Origin of the sequence: Ferribacterium limneticum (genome assembly GCF_020510625.1) — a bacterium.
Taxonomy (GTDB): domain Bacteria; phylum Pseudomonadota; class Gammaproteobacteria; order Burkholderiales; family Rhodocyclaceae; genus Azonexus; species Azonexus limneticus_A.
In genome coordinates this window covers 3,353,766-3,374,712 of record NZ_CP075191.1, presented here as the reverse complement: position 1 = coordinate 3,374,712, position 20,947 = coordinate 3,353,766, and the positions used below count along the sequence as shown (strand labels likewise).

Annotated in this window: 18 protein-coding genes; 6 read left to right on the top strand and 12 right to left on the bottom strand. The window is 62.6% G+C overall.

The genetic code is table 11. The features are described 5' to 3' along the window. Positions 1-27: 27 nt before the first annotated feature. Genes KI617_RS16235 through KI617_RS16205 form a run of 7 tightly spaced genes read right to left on the bottom strand, consistent with a single transcriptional unit; the run spans position 28 to position 10,482 of the window. On the bottom strand, positions 28-876 hold the full coding sequence (locus tag KI617_RS16235) for a DUF4019 domain-containing protein (RefSeq protein WP_226448021.1): 849 nt from the start codon (positions 874-876) through the stop codon (positions 28-30). Continuing rightward, positions 873-1,055, bottom strand: coding sequence for a hypothetical protein (locus KI617_RS16230; protein WP_226448019.1), 183 nt, complete (start codon positions 1,053-1,055; stop codon positions 873-875). The genes KI617_RS16235 and KI617_RS16230 overlap by 4 nt, the downstream gene beginning before the upstream one ends. Before the next feature lie 32 nt (positions 1,056-1,087). Next, the gene (locus tag KI617_RS16225; RefSeq protein ID WP_226452037.1) at positions 1,088-3,352 is read right to left on the bottom strand and encodes a TonB-dependent receptor plug domain-containing protein; all 2,265 of its coding nucleotides are present in this window, start codon (positions 3,350-3,352) and stop codon (positions 1,088-1,090) included. After that, positions 3,349-7,314, bottom strand: coding sequence for a cobaltochelatase subunit CobN (gene cobN, locus KI617_RS16220; RefSeq protein WP_226448015.1), 3,966 nt, complete (start codon positions 7,312-7,314; stop codon positions 3,349-3,351). The genes KI617_RS16225 and cobN overlap by 4 nt, the downstream gene beginning before the upstream one ends. Then, positions 7,311-7,862 carry a GNAT family N-acetyltransferase gene (locus tag KI617_RS16215; protein WP_226448013.1) on the bottom strand — a complete coding sequence of 184 codons (552 nt, stop codon included), beginning with the start codon at positions 7,860-7,862 and terminating at the stop codon, positions 7,311-7,313. The genes cobN and KI617_RS16215 overlap by 4 nt, the downstream gene beginning before the upstream one ends. A 34-nt stretch (positions 7,863-7,896) precedes the next feature. Further along, positions 7,897-8,157 carry a hypothetical protein gene (locus tag KI617_RS16210; protein ID WP_226448011.1) on the bottom strand — a complete coding sequence of 87 codons (261 nt, stop codon included), beginning with the start codon at positions 8,155-8,157 and terminating at the stop codon, positions 7,897-7,899. Between the two features lie 57 nt (positions 8,158-8,214). Continuing rightward, complete coding sequence (locus KI617_RS16205) at positions 8,215-10,482, bottom strand: TonB-dependent hemoglobin/transferrin/lactoferrin family receptor (protein WP_226448009.1); 2,268 nt, start codon at positions 10,480-10,482, stop codon at positions 8,215-8,217. 355 nt (positions 10,483-10,837) lie between these two features. On the opposite strand from KI617_RS16205, the gene KI617_RS16200 reads away from it, so the two are divergent. From KI617_RS16200 to fur, 5 genes are read left to right on the top strand one after another with little or no spacing between them, the layout of a single operon-like run. Then, positions 10,838-10,987, top strand: coding sequence for a hypothetical protein (locus KI617_RS16200; RefSeq protein WP_226448007.1), 150 nt, complete (start codon positions 10,838-10,840; stop codon positions 10,985-10,987). Positions 10,988-10,997: 10 nt separating this feature from the next. Next, a complete protein-coding gene (locus KI617_RS16195; protein WP_226448005.1) occupies positions 10,998-11,207 on the top strand; it encodes a hypothetical protein in 210 nt (69 codons plus the stop codon). After that, positions 11,191-11,664: a hypothetical protein gene (locus KI617_RS16190; protein ID WP_226448003.1), complete on the top strand. Its 474-nt coding sequence runs from the start codon at positions 11,191-11,193 to the stop codon at positions 11,662-11,664. Before KI617_RS16195 ends, KI617_RS16190 begins: the two co-directional genes overlap by 17 nt. Then, positions 11,651-12,934 carry a DUF2325 domain-containing protein gene (locus KI617_RS16185; RefSeq protein ID WP_226448001.1) on the top strand — a complete coding sequence of 428 codons (1,284 nt, stop codon included), beginning with the start codon at positions 11,651-11,653 and terminating at the stop codon, positions 12,932-12,934. The genes KI617_RS16190 and KI617_RS16185 overlap by 14 nt, the downstream gene beginning before the upstream one ends. Before the next feature lie 33 nt (positions 12,935-12,967). Beyond that, a complete protein-coding gene (fur, locus tag KI617_RS16180; RefSeq protein ID WP_226448000.1) occupies positions 12,968-13,393 on the top strand; it encodes a ferric iron uptake transcriptional regulator in 426 nt (141 codons plus the stop codon). 37 nt (positions 13,394-13,430) lie between these two features. Here the strand turns inward: fur and KI617_RS16175 are convergent, their stop codons facing one another. The 5 genes from KI617_RS16175 to KI617_RS16155 all read right to left on the bottom strand — a co-directional run bounded on the left by KI617_RS16175 (position 13,431) and on the right by KI617_RS16155 (position 19,094). Beyond that, entirely contained in the window at positions 13,431-14,567 is a 1,137-nt protein-coding gene (locus KI617_RS16175; RefSeq protein ID WP_226447998.1) for an MFS transporter, read from the bottom strand. 6 nt (positions 14,568-14,573) lie between these two features. Beyond that, complete coding sequence (locus tag KI617_RS16170; RefSeq protein ID WP_226447996.1) at positions 14,574-16,208, bottom strand: PepSY-associated TM helix domain-containing protein; 1,635 nt, start codon at positions 16,206-16,208, stop codon at positions 14,574-14,576. A gap of 16 nt (positions 16,209-16,224) precedes the next feature. Further along, positions 16,225-16,515, bottom strand: coding sequence for a hypothetical protein (locus KI617_RS16165; protein ID WP_226447994.1), 291 nt, complete (start codon positions 16,513-16,515; stop codon positions 16,225-16,227). After that, positions 16,512-16,790, bottom strand: a complete 279-nt coding sequence (locus tag KI617_RS16160; protein WP_226447992.1) for a hypothetical protein — start codon at positions 16,788-16,790, stop codon at positions 16,512-16,514. The genes KI617_RS16165 and KI617_RS16160 overlap by 4 nt, the downstream gene beginning before the upstream one ends. Before the next feature lie 153 nt (positions 16,791-16,943). Continuing rightward, a complete protein-coding gene (locus KI617_RS16155; RefSeq protein ID WP_226447990.1) occupies positions 16,944-19,094 on the bottom strand; it encodes a TonB-dependent receptor in 2,151 nt (716 codons plus the stop codon). A gap of 74 nt (positions 19,095-19,168) precedes the next feature. Here KI617_RS16155 and KI617_RS16150 point away from each other — a divergent pair, with 74 nt between their 5' ends. Continuing rightward, positions 19,169-20,884: an alpha/beta hydrolase-fold protein gene (locus tag KI617_RS16150; protein WP_226447988.1), complete on the top strand. Its 1,716-nt coding sequence runs from the start codon at positions 19,169-19,171 to the stop codon at positions 20,882-20,884. Positions 20,885-20,947 lie beyond the last annotated feature (63 nt).

Below are 20,947 nucleotides of genomic sequence, written 5' to 3'. Positions count from 1 at the left end.
GGAGTCTCCGGTTGAAAAAAAAGGAATTCAGGGTTGAGGGGCGGCAGCGGCCAGTTCGCGCTCAAGCGCCTGGCGCAGGGTGCCGATGGCCGGCTGCCGGGCGTAATCGGCAACCATCTGGTGGGGATCGATGCGGCGCCCGCCGGGCATCAGGATCAGTGGTGGTACTTTGTTGATGGGGCTTGGGGTATGGCTCCACTGGCCGCCATGATGGCGAACCAATACCTCGCCGACGTATTGGCCGAGGAAATGCACGAAGGCCCGGTAATCAGCCCCCTTGGTCTGCTTGGCGCGAGGCTCGCCGCCGGGGGCGTGCTCCATCAGCACCCGTTCGATTTCGACCAGGCTGTCCGTGCTGTAGTCGAGACGCCCACCGGCCTTGTTGAGATTGCCGATGAAGCCATCGAGTATCCGGGTCAGCGCCATGCGCCGGATATCGACCTGATAGCGCACCACGCCGCATTCCTCGGCGGGCAAGGCGCCGACCGTCAGCCGCTCGGCGTGGCGGGAGCCGTCGGCCTGCGTGATGAAATAATCGAAAGTGGCGACGCGGCTGGCCTCGTGCGGCGCCGCTGCCTGTGCCTGGCGAAATGCCTGCAGATCACGCCTTGCCGGCTTGCCGGCCGGCTGTAGCATGTCCTTGGCCATTTTCAGCCACTCGTCTTTCTTCTGCTGGCTTCGGTAATGGGAGGTGCCGCTTTCCCAGGCTGCTTCGTAAAGGCCGCTGTCGACCAGTGCCAGAAAGGCGCGGGCATGATCCTGGGCGCGTTGCAGGTCGGTGCAGGCCAGTTCCAGGCTGTGGCTGGCCGGGCTTTCTGCGGCGGCTGTCAGGCTGCTGCCGGCAGAGAGCAGAAGGATGGCGAGAAGGCGGTTCATAGGTTTCGAACTCCCGATTCGATAGCCAGTACCTGGAACAATTCAACGATGTCCGACACCAAGAAAACGATGCCGGCCATGCTCAGGACGGAAAGGGCCGATACGATCAGCAGGCGGCTCAGGCGATCATCGTTGTCGCGCGTCGGCGCCACGGTTTCTAAGGTATGTGCTTGAGGCATGGGGTGCTTGGGGCTTGGGTTGGGGGGAGGGATTACCATTTTCCCTCCAATGACAACAGCAAGCTACGCTGGCCGCGCTCGCCGGAGGCCAGCGACCAGCTGTCGCTGCCGGCCCAGGCGCTGGCCAGGCGACGGGTATCGGTGCCGAGCACGTTCTGCGCTTCCAGGCGCAGGTTGAGCTGCGGCGTCAGGCGGCGGGCGATGTAGAGGTCGAGCAGGGTGCGGGCCTTCTGGCGGGTGGCCAGTTCGCCGGGGATGTCGGTTTGCGTCGGGCCGTACTGGTTGAGCTGGAAGCCGGCGCTGGCCTGCCACAAGGGCAGTGCCTGGTCGAGGCCGAGGCTCCACTGGTAGCGCGGCAGGTCGCGGGCGTCGCGGGTGATGCCGAGGCGCTCGTCTTCCACCCGCGCCTTGGGTAGTGTCAGATGGCTGCGGAGGGCGGCGCCCTTCCAGCCGAAGGCATCGCCCTTCAGCTTGGCGTCGAACTCCAGGCCCCAGTGGCGGGCCGTGCCTTCGTTGTAGGGGCGGTCGACCCAGCGGGTGCCTTCGAGGGCGGTGCGCCGTTCGATGAAATCCTCGGTGCGGCGCACATAGATATTGGCGCCCAGCGTGCCGGCCTCGTTCGGCAGATGCTTGTCGAGCGCCAGTTCCCAGTTGAGATTGCGCTCGGCTTTCAGATTGGCGTTGCCGCCACGGTCGGCTTCGAGCGGGCTGTTGAAGCCGGCGCCGCGCACGGTGAGGCCGGATATTTCCTCCAGTTTCGGTGCCTTCAGGCCGGCGCCCAGCGAGGAGCGCAGGATCAGGTCGGGGGCGAATTCGAAGCGTCCGGCCAGCGAGGGGGCCAACTGGCTGGCGCTTTGCCGGCGACCTTCGGCTTCGAGTACGACGTGCTCGCCGCGCAGGCCATAGGTCAGCGTCAGCACCTTGGCCAGCGGCCATTCGTGCTGCATCCAGCCGGTCCATTGCCGGGCGCGGGCATCGTAGTCGCCGCTGTAGAGCGTGGCGCCGGTGGCGCGCTGGCTTTCCTCGCGCCGGTGCCAGCTTTGTTCGATACCGGCGGAGAGCAGGCCGTCGCCAGCCGGGCGGTCGAGGCGCAGGGCGGAGGAATATTCCCGCTCGTCACGGCTGATTTCCTCGCGGCCGTTCGTCCGGTTGCCGCCGGCGTCGATCCAGGTCCGGTCGGTGTCCTGCTCGCGGCGGGCGCCCATCACGGCAACGCGGCCGGAAAGCTTGCCGAGGTTTGTCTTGCGCTCGCCTTCGGCGCGCAGGCGGGCAATCGTCAGCAGGCTTTCCTCGCGCTCGCGGCGGCTGCCGTCTGCGGCCAGCCCGGTGCCGGCGCCCGGATTGGCATAGGCCGAGCGGGTGGTTTCGCTGCTGCGCTCGCCCTGGTTGTGATAGAGGCTGGGCCACAGCGATAGGCTGCCCTCATTGCCGCGCCACGTCAGGCGGGGCGAAACGATGAATTCGTCCAGCGTGTACGGGCTGCTTTCCTTTTCTTCCTGCCACAGGTTGCGCGTACCGCCGCTCGCCTGCTGGCGGCTGGTGGTCTTTTCCAGCGGCATGCCGTGGTGGTTGATGGTCAGCGGCAATATCCACGAAAACGCCTTGTCGCCGCCGCCTTGGCTCAGCGTGAACTGGCCGTTCGGCTCGTCGCCGCGCACGCCGACGGCGGCCTTGAGCGCAGTAGAAGTGGTCGGCCGGGCCTTGCGCATGATCAGGTTGACGGTGACCGGTGCGCCGCCACCGTGCTCGGCCGAGGCGCCGCGCAGAATCTCGACGCGTTCCAGTTCGCCCGAGGGCAGGCGACCGACGGTGGTTAGCGCGTAGCGGGCATTGGCCGAGGGGCGCTCGCCATCGACCAGGAATTGCACCGAGTCGCGCCCCATGCCGCGCGCGTTGGCGCTCGGGCCGCCATCGCCGCTATGGGCGCCGGCCTCGATGCCGGGCAACTTGCGGATCACCTCACCGACGGTCAGCCCGCCCAGGGCTTCGATTTCCTGGCGGTCGATCACTGTCTTCTGGGTCACGGCGGCCTGTCGTTCGCCCTCCGCCTGACTGGTTGCCGTGACGGTGACTTCCTGGAGCGTGGTTGGCTGCTCGGCATGGGCCAGCGTGGCAAAAGCCACGGATATCATGGCAAAAACCGGATGCAGGTCGCGGGGCGAGATGGGCCGATCCCCGCCGGCTCCGTCATTCCCACGCAGTCGGGAATCCAGTGCCAGAAAACCGGGTGCCCGCTTGCCACCAGAGGAAGTCCCGGCGGGGCGCGGGGGTGACGAACAATCCACCGCCGCCATCATGCCGCCCTCCGTTGTCGACGAACGGTGGTCACCGCGCCGCCGAAAGTGGCGAGCAGCAACAGCCCGCTGCCGGCCAGCGCCAGTGGCGGCATTTCCGGCGGACGGTTGTCGACTTTCTCCAGCTTCATGCCGGTGATTTGCGGCGGGGCCGGTGGCGGGGGCGGGGCGACCAGATCGGCGGCGCTTTGCGGCCGGGTCGGCGAAGGCGCCGGCGTGGGCAGCGGCGCCACCAGGCCGAAGCCTTCGGCCGCGAATTTCTCGAAAGCGGCGTTGTCGCTCTTCACGTCGTAGCGTTTGGCCAGTTCGCGGTAGCGCTGCTTCAACTCGGCCACGGTTTTCGCATCGGCCTGCCAGTAGCCGTGGCGGGCCATTTCGAGCATTTTTTCGATGCTCTGGGCCAGCGCGTGCGGGTTGTTCTTCTCGAACCAGTCTTTCAGCCCCAGCTTGTGCTTGTCGCGGACGTAGACGTCGACGAATTCCTGCCATTGGTCGTCGCGCACGATTTCGCGCGATACCGTGGTCCAGCCGGTGAAGTTGTTGATGCCGTCGAGTACCTGCAGCGTGCCGGCATAACCTTCGGCCATCAGGCCCTGGATGTAGCCGGGGTGGAAGTTGCGGGTGGCCAGTTCCTTGGCCAGGAACTGGTCGGCGCCTTCGATCTTGCCGCCCTTGCCGTCGCTGCCGCTGTTGCGCAGGTTGGAGATGTAGAGCTCCGGTGCCTTGCCGTCGAGCGCCCGCACCGCCGCGCCGATGCCGCCGAGGTACTGGAATGGGTCGTCGGTGGTCAGCATGCCGTAGAGGTTGGAGGTGCGCGCCAGCACGGCGCCCTCGGTACCCTTCAGGTGTTCGGCGTAGAGGTTGAGGCGGGCGGTCTTGCCCTCGACGCCAGCGATGCCCTTAGAGCCCCAGTCGGCCTCGTCGGCGCCGTAGGCGAACTGCATCTTGGAGAGGTAGAGGTTGGCCAGTTTCTTGTCCGCTTCTCCACGGCTTTTCCACGTATCGGTGGCCAGCGCCGCATCGTCCAGGCCGGTGCCGTAGCGGCCGGATTCGGACGAGAAAATGCGTGTCTCGGCCGCTTTCTGCGCTGCCTTTTCCGGGATGCCCTGAGCGACCAGGCGTTCGGCGATGGCCCGGCTGTTGGCGTACAGCGGGTTGTCGGCTTCATTGGCACGGGCGGCGAGTTGCACGGCTTTAGCCAGTTGCTTCATGGCGTTCGGGAAGTGGTCGCGGTAGAGGCCGGTGGCCGAGAGCACGACGTCGACGCGGGGGCGCTTGAGTTGCTCGCGCGGCACCAGCTTGACGTCGATGACCCGCCCGCCGGCGTCCCACACCGGTTCGACGCCCATCGTCCACAGCGCCTGCGCTTCGAGGATGCCCTGGTGGCGCATGGTTTCGACCGACCACAGCGAGAAGGCCAGCTTCTTCGGGGCGCGGCCGGCCTTGGCCGTCTGCGCGGCGATCAGCGCGTCGGCGGCTTCCTTGCCGGCTTCCCAGGCCTGCTTGGTTGGCACCCGCGAGGGGTCGAAGCCGTAGAGGTTGCGGCCGGTGGGCAGGGCGTCCGGGTTCTTGATCGGGTCGCCGCCGTAGGAGGTCGGCCGATGCTGGCCGGCGAGGGCCGAGAGCAGGCCGGCGATTTCGCCCTGGGCGCCGAGGTCGGCGTACCAGCGGCGGCCTTGTTCCAGCTTTTCGGCCAGGGCCTTGTCAGCGGGCAAGGCAGTCTTGCCGGCCAGCGCATCGGCCAGCATCCTGAACGGCGGGGTGCTGGTCAGCTGGGTGTAGTCGCCGACGAAGATTTCGTCTAGGTCGTCTTCCTTGACGCCCATGATGCGGGCGGCGGTTTCGTGGAAGCCCTTGCCGAGCATCAGCAGTACCGTGCCCAGTCGGTGCTTGTCCTGCGGCGGCGTGCCGAAGGTGTGCAGGCCGAGCGGCTGGGCCGTCTGCGCCAACTCGTGCAGGTGGTTGTGCAGTTCGTCGATGAAGGCGCGGAAATCCTTGTCGATGCGGGCATCGTTCCAGCCCATGTCGCGTTCGATTCTTTCCTTTTTGACCCGTTTTTTCAGGTCCACCGCAAGCTTGTCCTTGACCGCACCATCGTCCTGCGCCAGCCACTGGTGCAGCAGGTCGTGGATGATGGTCAGCGATTCGTGCAACCCGGCCGGCGCGAACGGTGGTGTCTGGTGGGTGACGATCACCGCCCGGCCGCGCCGCTTGGCCTGCAAGGCTTCGCCGATGTTGTCGACGATGTAGGGATAGACCACCGGCACGTCGCCGACGGCGAGCAGCGGGTAGTCGGTGACGGCCAGGCCACGTTCCTTGCCGGGCAGCCATTCCTGCGAGCCATGTGTGCCGTAGTGCACCAGCGCGTCGGCCTTGAACTGCTCGCGCAGCCACAGGTAATGGGCGAGGTAGAAGTGCGAAGGTGCTGCCTTGGTTGAGTGGTAGAGGGCCTTTTCCTTGTCTTCCCAGCGTTCGCCGCGCGGCGCCTGCGGGCTGAAAATGACCTTGCCGACGGCCAGGCGCGGCATGACGAAGACCGCTTCGCCGCGGTCGACCATGACCATGGCCGACTTTTCCGGATCGCCCCAGCGCTCGCGCAGTTCGTCCTGGACGGCCGACGGCTGGCGCTGCAGCCAGGCCTTGTAGGTGGCGACCGGCAGGCGCTCGGCCAGGCCGTCGCGCAACAGGCCGGCCAGTTCGCCATCGCGATAGAAGGGGGCGAGCAGGCGTTGCAGGCTCTTGATCAGGCTTTCTTCGGTTTCGCCGTGGGTGTCGTAGCCGGCATCGCGCAGGGCCTTGAGCGTGGTTTCAAAACTGCGCGGCAGGTTCATGAACGAGGCCGACATGTTCTTTTCGCCCGGCGGGTAGTTCCAGAACAGCATCGCCACCTTCTTCTCAGCATTCGGCAGTCGCTGCAGGCGCACCAGCTTGAGCGCCTTATTGACCACGGCGGCCGTCTGTTCCGGCAGCGGCACGACCTCACCGCTTGCCTTGTCGCTGGTGCTGGCGACGATGGCATCGACGATGCCGGCGTATTCGCCCTGGGCCAGGTAGAAGGGCACGTCGATCAGCGGCACGCCCTGCGGGTCGGCGCGCCAGGCGGCTTCGTCACCCTTGCGGTAGGCCAGCGCGTGGGTGACCGGGATGCCGAGTTCGGCCAGTTCCTTGCGCCGGCCCTCGGGGTCGAGAACGATCTGGGTGTTGATCACCGCGTCGGCAATCGGCTTGCCGTCGACGGTCAGCATCTTTTTGTGCGGGCCGAGGACGCCGGCGTAGTAGGGCAGCGCGATGGCGCCGCCAGCTTCGATGCGGGCGACCAGGTCGTCGATGAAGGCGGTTTGCTCGGCACCGATGTAGATCTGGTGGAAAGCGATGGCGATGGTCGGCGGCCGCTTGTCGAGGGCGATGCCGCGCCATTTGAAATACTCGGCCGGCGTCGCGAAGACGCGGTTCGGCGCCTTGGGGTGGTAGATCGCATCGTCGGGGAAGACGAAGGGCGCGGCCAGCTTGGGCTGCGGCTGGCCGCGCAACTGGGCGGCCAGGGTGGCGAAGAAGCCTTCGTAATTGCTGCGCCCGCCATTGGTGTAATAGGCGTGCAGTCTGGCGGCCAGCTCCTTGGACAGGCCATTGCCGGCCGGGCCGTCGTCCTTCATCCACAGGTGCGGCGTCTTCAGGCCTTCCAGCGTCTTGCCCAGCTTGCCCTTGACGGCATCCTGCATGTGGCTGCGGGCGGCATCGAAGACGATGAAGTCGCGGTTTTCCAGAATCCTGGCCGCCTTGTCGGCCGGCAGGCGCTCGGCGAAATGGGCTTCGACGGTTAGCCCGAATTTCTGGCCAATCTCGGAAACGGCTTTGAACTTGCCGGGCGGGACAGGCGAGGTGGCAATGATCAGGATATTTTCGGCAAGGGCGCTTTGCCAGAGACAGAGGGCGCCAAGCAGACAGGCGAAACGAGTGATGGTCATGGGGCGGTGGCGCCTTCGTGCGGGATCAGGGAGTAGATGGCGGCCGCATGCTGGCGGCCGTGAATGCACAGCCGGTTGGCGGCCATGCCTTCGAAGCGGGCGCCCAGTTTTTCGGCGACCCGACGGCTGGCGATGTTCTGTTCGGCAATGACCAACTCGACACGCTGCAGGCCGAGGCTGGAAAACGCCTGCCGGGAAAGAAGTTGCGCCGCCCGGGTGGCAATGCCGCGCCACTGTTGGGTACGCCGCACCCAGAAGCCAAGGGCGCCGCAACGATGCGAAGTGTCGATTTGGTGAATGCCGGCACCGCCCAGCAGCAGGCCGCTGCCGTGCTCGAAAAGACCATATTCGTCTGCCGTGCCGGCTTGCCTTGCCTGATCGCAGGCGGCAAACCAGGCCCTGGCTTCGTCCGGCGTGTAGTGTTCTTGTGGCCAATCCAGCCAATCGCTCAGCGAGCGGACCGAGTCGCGCACCGCGGTTGCAAATTCGCTGGCGTCGTCGGCCTGGAAGGGGCGGATCTGGAAAGGGAGGGAAGGGGAATGGATCATGGCTGGCGGAAATCCGGCTGGCTTGCGCTGGCGGTCAATGCAAGGCGCGAGCCTCGACGGTGGCAGGGTAGGGATCGTCGGAGATGGCCAGGTGCAGTTGCGACCATTCGCTTTCCAGTCGCTGGCCGACCTGCTTGATCAGCGGCGCCAGTTGGTCGTCCGGGTAGGCCTGCAGCAGGGCCAGTTCCTTGCGGATGAGTGCCGCCTGCTGCGGACAGCCGAGGCAGGAGAAGCGGGTCATCAGGTTGAGCAGTGAAGCGAGCAGGGCCGAGGGATCGGGCAGACGGGCTGACATGGCACTCTCCAAAAAATGCGCCGACGACCCTATCCCGGGGCCGCCGGCGCGAGGGGGTCAAAAGTCGGCCTGGAAGGAGACGCGGAAGTTGCGTCCCGGCTGGGTATAGAAATCGACGCCGGTCAGGCTGGTGTCGGCCTGGCGGATGTCGGCCCAATACCAGTATTTCTGGTCGAAGACGTTGTTGACTGCGACAACCACACGCGTATTGGCGGTCGGCCGGAACCAGGCGGCCAGGTCGTTCACGCCGTAGCCCGGGGTGCGGAACCAGGTGCCGCCCGTTTCGTCGATTCGGTTTTTACCCTTTGCGGCACGCAGGCGCCATTCGCCACCCCACTGGCCGACGTCGTAGGCCAGGCCCAAGTTGATGCGCAGCGGCTCGACGGTGTTGATGGCGACGCCGGTGTCGGTGTTTTCGCCATGGGCATAGGCAATCGCACCATCGACCCGCCAGTTGCGGGCAAAGGCCCAGCTGGCCCGCGATTCGGCGCCATAGATGCGGACGTTCGACAGGTTGCGGTACATGTAGGTGGTGTAGTTGGTGCCGCCGATGCTGATGCAGTTCGGGTCGCTCGGGCAGTTCAGCCTCACGTTGTCGATGAAGTCCTTGTAACGGTTGTCGTAGGCGGTCAGCTGGGCGCGTACGTTGCCGACGTTGGCGCGCAGGCCGATCTCGACACCCAGGCTGGTTTCAGCCTTGAGGTCGGGGTTCGGCGACGAGGCGTAGATCTGCGCCGAATTGCGGAAGGCACCGTTGACCTCGTTGTAGTTCGGGGCGCGGAAGCCGCTGGCGATCTGGCCGAACAGGCTCAGTTCTTCGTTGAAGCGCCATTGGCCGCCCAGCTTGGGCGAGACGTGGCTGAACTCCTTGTCGACGGCCTGGCGGTTGATGATGTTCAGCACTTGCTGCGCCAGGGCGTCGACATCCGGCTTCAGGCGGGTTTGGTCGTAGCGCAGGCCCGGGGTCAGGGACAGGCGATTGGCAAACAGCGAGATCTCGTCCTGCACATAGAGGCCCAGCGTGTCGGTCACGCCGTTGGCGAAATCGCGCAGCGGATAGGTCTCGCCGGCCAGACCATAGGTGACGGCACCCGTATTGACGTTCAGCACCCGGCCGTCACGCTTGGTTTCGACGCGCTGGCGCATGACGTCGACGCCGTAGGTCAGCAGGTTGCTGGCACCGCCCAACTGGAACATCGATTCCAGTTGCAGGCCGACACCGGTGGTCTGTTGTTCGAAATTAAACAGTTGTTCAATCTGGCAGGTCGCCTGAGGCGCTGCACTGCTCGATGCCGAGCAACCGGTGGCCGCCGAGTAGCGGGCGTTGCTACGGGTCTGGTAATTGCCGTTGTTCGTCTCGGAGTCCTGGTGATAGGCGCGGGCAAGCAGGCGGTCGTAGAACAGGCCGTCCTTGTGTTCGTATTCGAGGCCGAAGCGGGTGCGCTTGCTTTCGTCGTCGCCACTCATTGCCGTCACTCGGGAGAGCGAGGCCGGCATGCGCATGATGGTGGTCTGGGCATTCTGCTCACGCCCTTCCAGGCTGGCCGTCAGCTTGTGGCCGGTGGCGGGGCGGAAAACCAGCTTGGCGAGCAGGCCACGATCTTCCGTTTCGGCCGGGTTGGCCGTACTGCGGGTCTGGCCGTAGCTGCTGTTGCTGCCCTGGTTTTTCGTTTCGCTGCCATTTGCCTGGGCGTAGCCGAGCAGGACATCGAAACGTTCGCTGCGCAGGGCGCCGATCACACTGCTGGACAGCGTGTCGCTGGCGCCGAAATAGCCGCCGCGGACCCGGACCCCATAGGTCTTGTCGCCCTTGGCGATGTCTTCCGGATTGAGTGTCAGGTAGCCGACCACGCCGCCGATGGCGTCCGAACCGTAGAGGCTGGACGCCGGGCCGCGGACGATCTCGACCTGCTTCAGGAAGTCGAGCATCGGGCCGGAAGGGGCGTTCATCGTGTAATTGGTTGGGCCGCCGCCGTTGAAGTAATCGGGCAGGCGAACCCCGTCCACCATTTGCACGACCCGGTTGTCCTCGATGCCGCGGATGTTGATCCGCGTTGCCCCGTGGCGGCGCATGTCGCGCGCCATCGTGATATCCGGCTCATCACGGAAAAGATCGGCGTCATCCACCGGCAAGCGACGATCGATTTCGCGCCGGCTGACGCTGGTTACTGTCGCGCTCAGTTGGTCGATAGCCGTTTCGTGGCGGTTGGCCGTGACGACGGTATCGCGCAGCTCGGCGTCAGCGATAGCTGCGGGCGCAGCGAAAACCGACAGCAAAACAAAAGGAATGACCCGCATCTTCGTGCGGGTGAAAGGACTGTGCATGCAAGACCTCCAGCAAGTGAATGAATCAATTGGCTGGCTGCCTTGCAGAGCTAGGTGGCTGGCGAAAAATATTTACAAGTTGCCCCAGAGCAACCCGATTAAATATTAATGATAACGATTCGCAATACGATTGGCAAGACTTATCACGCTATGGCGATGTTTGACGTGGTGTGCGCCACTGACTCCATTTATCCAGTTGTCTCGACTGTCGAAGTGAGTCTCCAGATTATCAAATAATAATGATTCGCATTCTGTTGACAATGCCATTGTTTTTGATGAGAATCGTTCTCAATATCTCGCCAGCCAACGTCTTACGGTAGCCAGCCATCCCGACAATCCTTGTTCAGGAGGCACCATGCAAATCCAGTTCCAGCAAGCGCATTCCCCAAGTTCTCCGTGGCTGGTCAGGTTCATTTCACCGGTATCCCGGTATTTGCCGGACAGTCTCTACACCAGTCTTGCCATTGCTGCCGGATTGCTCTGGCTGGCGTTGATCAGCTTTTAAGGGAGCCATCATGCCAACCAACAACCTGTGGGCCGGCGTCCTGAGCCAATTGCTCATTCATCAGGAAACCGGCTGTGCGCATTCGGCCCGGCACGCCATCCGATTGCTCGATCAATTGGCTGAATTTGACGGCCTCGACGAGGATGTGCGCTCACTTTGTGAGCGTGCCAGCCGCCGTCTGGAAACCGGTCTGGAGTGTCGTGATGCTTGCGCTGCTTAAGGAGCGTTTGGCCCTCGAAGGCGAGGGGGGTAAGGCTGCTCTCCATCGGAGAGCGACTGATGGGGGGCAGTTTCGGAGCTCGGATGAGGAAATTCGGGATCTGCGCCTAGCCTTGCGGGAGAGTCGTGCGCGGCTGCGGCGCAGTGCCCTGGAAAGCACCCGGCGAATTGCTGCGCTTAGCAACGAGGTGAGCCGACTGTCGGTATTGTGCGCGAGCTATCGTCAGCAGATTTTCAGCTATGAATCCGGGGCGGCCATTGTTGAGCTGGGTTGCAAGCTGATGCAACTCAGCGAGAAAAACGAACAGCTTAGCAGCGATGCGCATCGCTTGTGGACGCTGGAGCGGACGATCGAGGCGGCGCATGCGGAGTATTCGCGCCTGTCACGGGAGCGGGACTCCCTGGCTGAGGAGCTTAGCCTGAACAAGCTCGAACAGCTCGCAATTGTCTGTTCCTGATATTCCGTTTTGGAGAATCTCCATGTCTGACTTTCCCTTTCACGTCGCTGGTGGTGTTTTTGGTGGCGGTCGTTCGATATTCCTGGATGCGCTTAGCTTGCCCGTTGAGCCGTCGGTGAGCACGGCAAGCAGTTCACGGCGCCGCAAACTCTGGGAGATTTCGCATAAATTCCATTGTCCGGTGATCGGTGTCTGTTTCGAGTGCGACGAGTTACGACGCCTGATGAACAAGGTCATGCATTTGCCCAAAGATGCAGCCGATTTTCTTCTGCATACGACGGCAGTGGGTTGCTGCGAGGAGAGAAGCCGCCTGGCCGATGTCTTGCAGAAAACCCTGGAAAAACGCTACCAGTTGACCATTCGCCAGTTCGCATCGATCAAGACGGACAGTGACCTGCGCCTCGCCTGGAAAGTTGCCTGCAAAGAAGGCAGAAATATTCCTGCTGCACTTTGGGCGTGCTGGACGCATCCCGACTGTACAGACCAACTGGAACAGGAAATCTATGCAGATATCCATATGATCCAGCATCAACTGGGGGCTCACAATCGGGCTGACCAGAATGCCATGAAGGCATTGAAGGTAGAGAATGTTGGTTTATATCAACGCCTGGAGTCAAGCCAGGCCGAGCTTGAAGAGCTGCGCCGGAAAATGGCCGCCCAGTCCAGCCAGAGTGTTCAGACCATCGCTCAGCTCAGGGCGGAATTGGCGGCTACAGGGGCTCGGGCGCTCTGTTACGCCAAGGAGTCGGTATTACGCGATGCCTTGCCTGATCTTGAAACACGCCAGGTGCTTGCCCAGCGCCTGAGCGACACTGAGGCCCGCGCCAAAGAGGCTCGGCTCCAAGCCGAAGAACTGTCGCGAGAGGTCGGCCGATTGCGCGATTTTGCCAAGCATGCCGAGGAGACAATCGAGTCGTTGACGCGGGAGGATGACGCTTTGGCAGCCCTGCCCGAGGACCAGCTATCGGGCAAGTGTGTCCTGTGTGTCGGCGGTCGCTCGGGGGCGGTCAATTCGTACCGTGAGGTGGTGGAGCAGTCGGGCGGACATTTCATGCACCACGATGGCGGATTGGAGGAGAGCCTGCATCGTATCGACGGTGTTCTAGCCGCAGCCGATATCGTGATCTGTCAGGTCGGATGTATCAGTCACAACGCCTATTGGCGGGTGAAGGAGCTGTGCAAGCGAACCGGGAAGCCGTGCATGTTTGTAAAAAGTGCTGGCGTGACCAGTTTTGGGCGTGCCGTAAACGAGTTTGGCAAAAAGCCGTGAATTGAAAAGAAGGGCTGAACAATGGAAGAGACAATGAATTCAGAGAGCGAACTGCGTCGACTGGGGCTCAAGGTAACTCATCCGCGCATGAAGATTCTCGAAGTGTTCAGGGGGCACGCCGGGAGCCATTTGTGTGCTGAGGAGATCTATCGGCTCCTGGGCGAGCAAGGCCATGAAATCGGACTGGCCACGGTCTATCGTGTGCTCGCCCAACTGGACGAAGTCGGTGCGATTTCCCGGCAAGTCTTCGATGGCACCAAAAGCGTCTATGAGATCAACAAAGGCATTCATCACGACCACATCGTTTGCCTGAAGTGCGGGCAAGTGAAGGAATTTGATGACGATCTGATAGAAGAGCGCCAGCGGGAGATCGCCCTGGAAAACGGCTATCGCCTCGCTCAGCACAGCCTGACGCTCTACGGCTATTGCCAGGAGTGCGAGCGGGTGGGGCAGAATTAGGTGGGCGCTAAGCTGACTCAAGCAGCCGCTGCCAAGATTATTCTTGGCGTATGAAAATAATGATCATGATCATGCCACCGAAGGCCAACAACGAGCTGGAGGTGAAGGTCCAGCCACTTCCGAAAGCCGACCACAGAACGCCGCTCGTCAGGCTGCCAAGCAGGGTTCCGCCGCCATGGCTGGAAGCATATATTGCCTGTGCCTTGGTCTGATTGCCGCCAGTGAAGCAGCGGTTGATGGAGGACACGGATACCGCATGATGTGCCCCAAAACTCAGCGCGTGCAGGATTTGGGCAAATGCCAAAAAGGAGATGCTGGCTACGCACCAGCCAATCACAGCAAAGCGAAGGATTGCTGCAGCGAAGCAGGTTATCAGCAGCGTGCGCGGGGAAAACAGGCGATTCAGGTACGGCATCTGCGTGAAAACCAGCATCTCGGCCGCAACGCCCAAGGCCCACAGTGCGCTGATTTCGAGGCCGCCATAGCCGTGTTCTGACAAGTGAATCGAATAGAAAACATTAAATGCACCGTGGGCGGTTGCCATTAAAAAACTGGCGCCCAACAGGGAGAGCACGGTAGGTTGAAACAGAGCCGCTTTGAAATTTGGCAGGTGCCCGCTCATGCGTGATTTGTTGCGGGGAAGCGCATCAGGCAGAACCAAAGAGATCGGTAACAGGCTGAGGAGGATTAGCCCGCAGACCCATGGCACGATGGTGAACGAGTAGAGATCAAGTAGCTTGCCAACAGCCAGGACGGCGCCGAGGAACCCCAGCGATCCCCACGTGCGGATCGGGCCGTAGTGTACGACGCGATCCTCGATATAGGCGAATGTCAGCGTTTCAAGTAATGGTAGTGTGCCGCTCCAGAACAGGGACAGCGCGGCTATGGCGATAAACATGCCGCTGAAACTGCTGGCGATTGTGAAGGCTGACAGCCCGCACAGGCTACCCAGTGTTGTCAGCGCGATGGCACGCTTGAGTGGTAGTCCTTTGTCCGTCCAGCTTCCCCACAAGTAGGGGCCGAATAGTCGCATCGACTGCATGACGGCCATCAGGATTGCGATTTCGCGGGCACTGGAGCCGATCCCATGCAAATAGAGGGAAAAGAAAGGGGCGAACGTGCCAATGAAGGCGAAGCTGAGGAAGTAGTAACCGGACAGGTGAGCAGACGTCATTGCCGACTAAATTTTTTCGTGCCGTATTGACCAGATGCTGTCAGCAGGGCCATGCATGACGCGTCGCATCGTGGCGCGAGCCAGCCAGACGAAGCTGAGTCCGCCGGCCAGAGCGGTTGCATCGACGCCCAATGCCGCTGCGCTGCCGTGGGTCCACATGCCGAGGGAAGGTAGCAGCCAGGCAAGCAGGCTGGTGGCCGGGATGGCAAAAGTGAAGGCTGCAGCCAGCCACAGCAGATGGACGGCAGAACGCGCTGCGCCGCGCTGGAAAGCCCAGACCAGCGCGCTGAAGAAGACGGCGTAATAGATGCCCTGATGCCAGGTGTTGAGGTCCTCGACGCGGCCGTGCAGCCATTTTGCGGCGACGATGGTCAGCGAGATGCCGCAAACGGCGCCCAGGCAGACGCCGACGGTGGCGGCAGCCATCCAGCGCACGTCACGCCGCTGTTCGGGCGGCGAAGCGACTGAGTCGCTGGCGCGGGCGGCCTTGATCCGGCGGGTCTCCACCCAGAGCAGGTTGCCGCCATAGAACAACCAGGCGCCGGCCAGGCTGAGCAGGAAATACATCCACTGCACCGGCGCGCCGCCATAGGTGCCGAAGTGTAGGGCGAAGAAGCTGGCGACGATGGCATTCGGCAGGTTCTGGCGGCCAGGCAGAAAATCGGCATTCATGATCTTGCCGCTGTAGGGATCGACGGCAACGAAACCGCCGACGAAGCGTGGCGAATGGGCGGCGGGATCGTGACCCCAAACCCGTACGGTGGCGCGTGGCCCTGTGGCGTTCAGGTATTGCAGGGAGGCCACCTCGAAACTCGGTGAAAGCGCTTGCGCGCTGGCCAGCAGATCGGCCGGCGGGAGCATCGCCGCCGGGTCGCGCGGCGTCGCTGGAGCTGCCGGGCTACCTCGTGCCTGCGCAGCGGCAGACCACTTGCCGTCGTGGATCAGCTTGTCCTGAATGGCGTAGAAACCATCGTGATAGGCGAAGACGATGGCAGTGAGCGCCATGACGATGTGGAAGGGCAGGCTGATGATACCGACCACGTTGTGTGCGTCCAGCCACATGCGCTTGAGGTTTTTGCTCACACGCAGGGCGAAGAGGTCTTTTACCAGTGAAGGCAGCAGCACGATCACCCCGGAGACCAGCGCCATGGCATAGAGCGCTGCGATGATACCCATGACCCAGCGATTGGGGTCGGTATCGGCCGGCAGGCCGACCACACGGTGCAACGTGTCGATGAAGTCGGCGAGTCCGGATGGATGCACCTCCTCTGCACGTACTCGGCTATCAGCCTCCAGCGTGGCGACGTAGTGACGGGAGGAGGAATGGTCATGGTCGTCGGCGCCTTGCTCGCGCACTTGCCAGGAAATTCCCCGCGGCAGGTGTTCTGCGGCCTTAAGGTTCAGCCTGAAATCCTTGGCTGCTGCTGGCTGCTCCCGCAGGGTACGAACGATGAGAGCGGACGCCTCATTCAGGGAGATGGCGCTACCGTGCATGGCGGATGGGGGCGCTGCCCAGCGCGCCAGCGGCTCCTTGAATATGGTGATTGCCCCGGCATAGAAGGCAACGAACAGTGCCATGCCGGCGACTATGCCGGTCCAGGTGTGCACGGATTTGTAGATGCGGATGAGCTCGGAGCGCATGGCGAAGCCTTGAGAGTCAGATGAGACGGGAGGCCGCCGGGAGGCCGAAAACTAGCAGGTTGGCGCCAGCCAGCCAGGCCCAGGCGCGCATGCCACTGCGAAAGAAGTAGACGCCGGAAAGGATGCCCATCCAGATGGGGGCCGTCATCCACATGGCGAGTTGCCCCCGGATGGACAGGGCCATGTCGGACGCCAGCCACGAAAACAGACCGGCACAGCCGATAGCTAGCGTGAAGCCCAGCAGCATGCCGGCCAGGGTCTTGGAGAGCCAGTCAGGGGCGATGGCCTTGGGTTTTGTCGTGCTCATGAACGAGTTTTTCGGCGCGAATCCAGCAATGCCCCAAGGTAGGGAAGGAGCACGAAGAGCAACATCAGCCAATGGACGAAGACAAAGCTTCCCGCGGCCGGCTGCAGGGCTTGCAACAAAGCGATGAGCCCGGCAAGCAGTAGGAGGAAGCCGGCCGGACGAGCTGCTCGGGCCGGCCAGGGCACAGCTAGCCAGCGCTGGTTCGGGGAAGCCAGGTAGATCGTAGCGCTACCCAACAGGGATGTCAGAAGCCCGATCAGCGTGAAAGTGTTCATTCAAAAACAACCAAGTAAGTTTGGGACCGAGACAAAACCGCTGCTCTGGAAAGAACTGCCTGTCGCAGCTCAGCGCAGCCTTGTCCTGGAAGCGCTTGCGCTTCCAGGACAAGGCCATACAGCAGCATCAGTTTCGCGACACGGAACCCGGGATCAGAAATCCACCGAGACCGAAGACTGCACGGTGCGTCCCAGAGCAAGGGTGGCGCGCGGCTCGGCAAAACTGCCCGAGAAATAATGACGGTCAAACAAGTTGCTGATGTTCAGGCGCAAGGTCGTCTTGCGCCCCGCCACCTTGGTTTCGTACCTGGCGCCCAGGTCTACCTGCTCCGAACTCGGAATCTGATAGGTATTGGCGTTGTTCAGATACTGCTTGGAGGTGGCGATGACGCGTGTATTCAGACTGAGGCCGGATAGCGGCGTATCCCATTCAGCCCCCAGGTTGCCCTGCCAGCGGGGTACGCCGTAGAGCTCATTTCCCTCGTTGACGCCGCCTGCAGTCTTGGTCAACTCGCCTTTGGTGTAAGAAATCCCTCCCAGCACGCGGACAGTCGATACGATTTGACCGAAGGTATTCCACTCCAGACCACGCACACGCGATTCGCCGTCATCGGAAGCGACCAGGTTAGGTGACGTCCCCGTCGTGATCAGTTCAGGCTTGGTGATCTCGAACAGGCTGACCGTATTGGTGAAAGTACCCGCATTCCACTTGACGCCTACTTCTTTCTGCTCGGTCTTGTAAGGCTTGAAGGTCTGGTCCTGTGCGTAGCCGTTGGTCGCCTTCACGCTGGTGCCCTGACTCAAACCCTCGACGTAGCTGGCATACAGGGAAATTCCCTCGCCCCAGGGCTTGACCACCAGGCCAACCGCCGGGGTTAGTGCCTTCTCATCATAATCACCCGTGACCGCCCCCGACACGTTAAAACTTGTCTGTTTCACTTGCTGCTGACGCAGGCCGAGAGTCAGGCGGACGGCATCCTGCATGAAGGACAGGGTATCTACCAGCGCCAGACTCGAGAGCGTCGTATCGGAAAGTTTGGGCAACGGTCCCGTCGGTATGGCCGGCAACGGCGGTGTGATCGGGTTGTAAATGCTGCTCGCCAACATACTCGTCACGTTGGACAGGTAGCCAGACTCAAGTTCGAGCTGGGTGGCTTGCAGCACCAGCTCGTGACGGACAGCGCCGGTATCGAAATTAAAACGCCCTCCCACTTCGGAGGCTACGCTGTCATCGTAGCCGCGCTGGGCAACGCCACGCACCTGCGCGCTACCGTTGGGCTGAACGTTATGTACATGGGTGCCGTTAACCCAGCCCGAGTAATCATGTTTCCTCATGCCGAGACTGGCAAAGGCGGAAACGTTTTTATTGAACGCGTATTCTGCACGAGCGATTACAGCCTGGCTTTCCAGCTCGCCGGCGGCCGAACTCAGCATGTTGGTACGCGGATTTGGTGCCGAGGGCATATTGGGATTGGCAAAGCCGAACATAGCCGGCGAACCGCCCGAGAAAGATTCCTTGCTGCTGTAGATATCCAGCGAAGCGGTCAGCGATTCTCCTCGGTAGTCCAATGCTGCAGACAGGAACTTGCGCGTCTTGTCCTGACCTTCCAGTGACGTCTCGCCATCGCTGAATGAGCCGTTGATGCGTACGCCTACCTCCTTGGCTGTGCCGAATCGGCGTCCAATGTCCACGCTGGTGCCAATTTGGCTCTGCGTCTGATAATCAAGCGTTACCCGAGTGAGTGGATCATCACCGGCGCGTTTAGGTACCAGGTTGATGATGCCGCCGATACCGCCGCTAGGTGCCATCCCGGTGAACATGGCGCCCGGCCCCTTGAGCACTTCGACCCGCTCGACAAACTCCAGGGAGGAATGGCCGAGCGGGGCCAGACCATACATGCCGTTGATTGCAAGATCGGATGAATGAACCTCGAAGCCGCGCAGGCGGAAATTCTCGTAGGCGTGCGAGCCAGACGTGGTAAAGCGCACGGATGGATCGTTCTGGAGCACATCGGCTACCGTCTTCGCGCCCTGATCCTCGATCAGTTTTGCCGTGTAGCTGGTGATGTTGAAAGGGGTATCCATGACATCCTGGTTGCCGAGAAGACCGAGGCGGGCGCCTTTGGCAACCTGCCCGCCGGCATAGGCCTTGGGCAGCTCAGTCGGCCCTTCTGTGCTACTGACCACCTTGACGGCAGGCAGCGTGACTTCATTGCCCGATTCCGTCGTGGATTGAGCAAACGCAAGTTGTGGCAAGGCAAGCATGCCAATCGCCAAGGCGATCGGCGTCATACGCAGCACCATGATTTCTCCAATAAGTAAATGCTGGCTGGCGACTGCTGGCTTGCGGGTTAGTTTTACACTCGTTTGCAATTATAATGAGAATTGTTCTCATTGTTAATAGCGGCTTGGGCAATTGCCTGGCTAACTGGAAAAAGCGCATGAATACTCCCTTGCTCCACATTCTTCGTGTCATGGCAGCCCTTGTGCTGGGGGTGGCTACGGCGAACCTGGCGGCCGAGCCGTTGGCAAGCTTCACCGGCCAGCTCGACGCGAAGAGCAGTCACCAACACACGATCGACACCGAAGCGGGCGACTACGTGCAAGGTCGCCTCACCGGCCCCGGCATGCGTCTCGTGCTGGTGGACCGGCAGGGCCAGCGAGTGCGGGTGCTGGCCAAGGGCCGGCGCGATGTCGAGGAATTCATGTTCGTCGCCGGCAAAGCAGGCCCCTACCGCCTCGACGTGCGCGCACCGGCGGCGGGCGACTACCGCCTGGAGATACTGCAGCGGGTATCCCTTGCCGGGCAGGCACGCCCCGCCGATATACCGGAGAGTCCGCGCCTGCGCGCCCTGCTGCAGGAAAGCGGCGACACGGAAGTGTTCTGGCGTGAGATCGAGCGTGTTGGCGCACCGCTGATCGAAAGCACGGGCGTGATGCCCGCGCTCACTGGGCGCGAGCGCCTCGTGACCTTTCTCTGGCGCGGCACCGAGCGCAGCGTGCGCCTGTTCGGCGGCCCCTCGGCGGATCATGACGAATTGCGCCATCTCGCCGGCACCGACATCTGGTACCGCAGCTACCGTTTGCCGGACAGCACGCTATTGGCCTACCGTCTGGCGCCGGACATGCCGGAGCTGGATGCCCCATCCCATGTCCGCCGCCGCGCCATCCTTGCCACCGCCCAGCGCGATCCGTTCAATCCCAAGAGCGTTCCGGACAAGCCGCTGGACCGTTACGACGGCTATTCCCTCTTGGAACTGCCCGCCGCCCCGGGCGCGGAATGGAATGCGCCGCGCCCCGGTGTAAGCGCCGGCACGCTGGAAGCCCGGCGCCTGGCAAGCCGCATCCTCGGCAACACCCGTGACATCCACCTCTACCGTCCCGCCGGCTGGCGTCCGGGCGCGGCGGGTAACGCCCTGATCGTGCTCTTCGACGGCGAGAGCTATACGCGGGAAGTGCCCACCCCGATCCTTCTTGACAACCTGATCGCCGAGGGGCGCCTGCCGTCCACGGCGGCAGTTTTCATCGCCAACCCGAGCAACGAGACGCGCAGCAAGGAGCTGCCGCCCAACGAAGACTTCGCCTGCTTCCTCGCCGAGGAGCTGATGCCCTGGGCCAAGGCGCAGGGCATCCATGCACCGGCCGAACGCACCGTCGTCACCGGGGCCAGCTACGGCGGATTGGCCGCCGCCTGGGCCGGCTTTTCCCATCCGGAACTGTTCGGCAACGTATATAGCCAGTCTGGCTCCTTCTGGTGGGCGCCGGGCTGGGAAGATTCCGACACGTATTCACGCCCCGCTGAATGGCTCACGCAGCGTTTCGCCACGGCGCCACGCCAGCCCCTGCGTCTGCATCTGGAAGCTGGCCTGTTCGAATTCGGCCGCGACGGCCAGGCGGGAATCCGCGACACCACGCGGCATCTGCGCGACGTACTGCAAGCCAAAGGCTACGCCGTGAGCCACCGGGAATACGCCGCGGCCCATGGCTACGAACATTGGCGCGTCAGTCTCGCCGGAGGATTGCTGGCGCTGATTGGTACTGCAAACGATGATGCTGGCGGGACGGCCGGTGATGGGTCGAGTGACAGGCGTTGATGTGAACTTCCGCTGTTTTTTGGTTATCCGAACCGACTGGCCCGCACCTTTTTTCTTGCAATA

Excerpts from the sequence above, each read along its gene's own strand:
- KI617_RS16215 (WP_226448013.1), bottom strand. The coding sequence starts at position 7,862 with ATGATCCATTCCCCTTCCCTCCCTTTCCAGATCCGCCCCTTCCAGGCC.
- KI617_RS16195 (WP_226448005.1), top strand. The coding sequence starts at position 10,998 with ATGCCAACCAACAACCTGTGGGCCGGCGTCCTGAGCCAATTGCTCATT.
- KI617_RS16160 (WP_226447992.1), bottom strand. The coding sequence starts at position 16,790 with ATGAACACTTTCACGCTGATCGGGCTTCTGACATCCCTGTTGGGTAGC.
- KI617_RS16210 (WP_226448011.1), bottom strand. The coding sequence starts at position 8,157 with ATGTCAGCCCGTCTGCCCGATCCCTCGGCCCTGCTCGCTTCACTGCTC.
- KI617_RS16165 (WP_226447994.1), bottom strand. The coding sequence starts at position 16,515 with ATGAGCACGACAAAACCCAAGGCCATCGCCCCTGACTGGCTCTCCAAG.
- KI617_RS16170 (WP_226447996.1), bottom strand. The coding sequence starts at position 16,208 with ATGCGCTCCGAGCTCATCCGCATCTACAAATCCGTGCACACCTGGACC.
- cobN (WP_226448015.1), bottom strand. The coding sequence starts at position 7,314 with ATGACCATCACTCGTTTCGCCTGTCTGCTTGGCGCCCTCTGTCTCTGG.
- KI617_RS16205 (WP_226448009.1), bottom strand. The coding sequence starts at position 10,482 with ATGCACAGTCCTTTCACCCGCACGAAGATGCGGGTCATTCCTTTTGTT.
- KI617_RS16225 (WP_226452037.1), bottom strand. The coding sequence starts at position 3,352 with ATGATGGCGGCGGTGGATTGTTCGTCACCCCCGCGCCCCGCCGGGACT.
- KI617_RS16150 (WP_226447988.1), top strand. The coding sequence starts at position 19,169 with ATGAGAATTGTTCTCATTGTTAATAGCGGCTTGGGCAATTGCCTGGCT.
- KI617_RS16190 (WP_226448003.1), top strand. The coding sequence starts at position 11,191 with ATGCTTGCGCTGCTTAAGGAGCGTTTGGCCCTCGAAGGCGAGGGGGGT.
- KI617_RS16200 (WP_226448007.1), top strand. The coding sequence starts at position 10,838 with ATGCAAATCCAGTTCCAGCAAGCGCATTCCCCAAGTTCTCCGTGGCTG.
- KI617_RS16155 (WP_226447990.1), bottom strand. The coding sequence starts at position 19,094 with ATGGTGCTGCGTATGACGCCGATCGCCTTGGCGATTGGCATGCTTGCC.
- KI617_RS16235 (WP_226448021.1), bottom strand. The coding sequence starts at position 876 with ATGAACCGCCTTCTCGCCATCCTTCTGCTCTCTGCCGGCAGCAGCCTG.
- KI617_RS16230 (WP_226448019.1), bottom strand. The coding sequence starts at position 1,055 with ATGCCTCAAGCACATACCTTAGAAACCGTGGCGCCGACGCGCGACAAC.
- KI617_RS16175 (WP_226447998.1), bottom strand. The coding sequence starts at position 14,567 with ATGACGTCTGCTCACCTGTCCGGTTACTACTTCCTCAGCTTCGCCTTC.
- fur (WP_226448000.1), top strand. The coding sequence starts at position 12,968 with ATGAATTCAGAGAGCGAACTGCGTCGACTGGGGCTCAAGGTAACTCAT.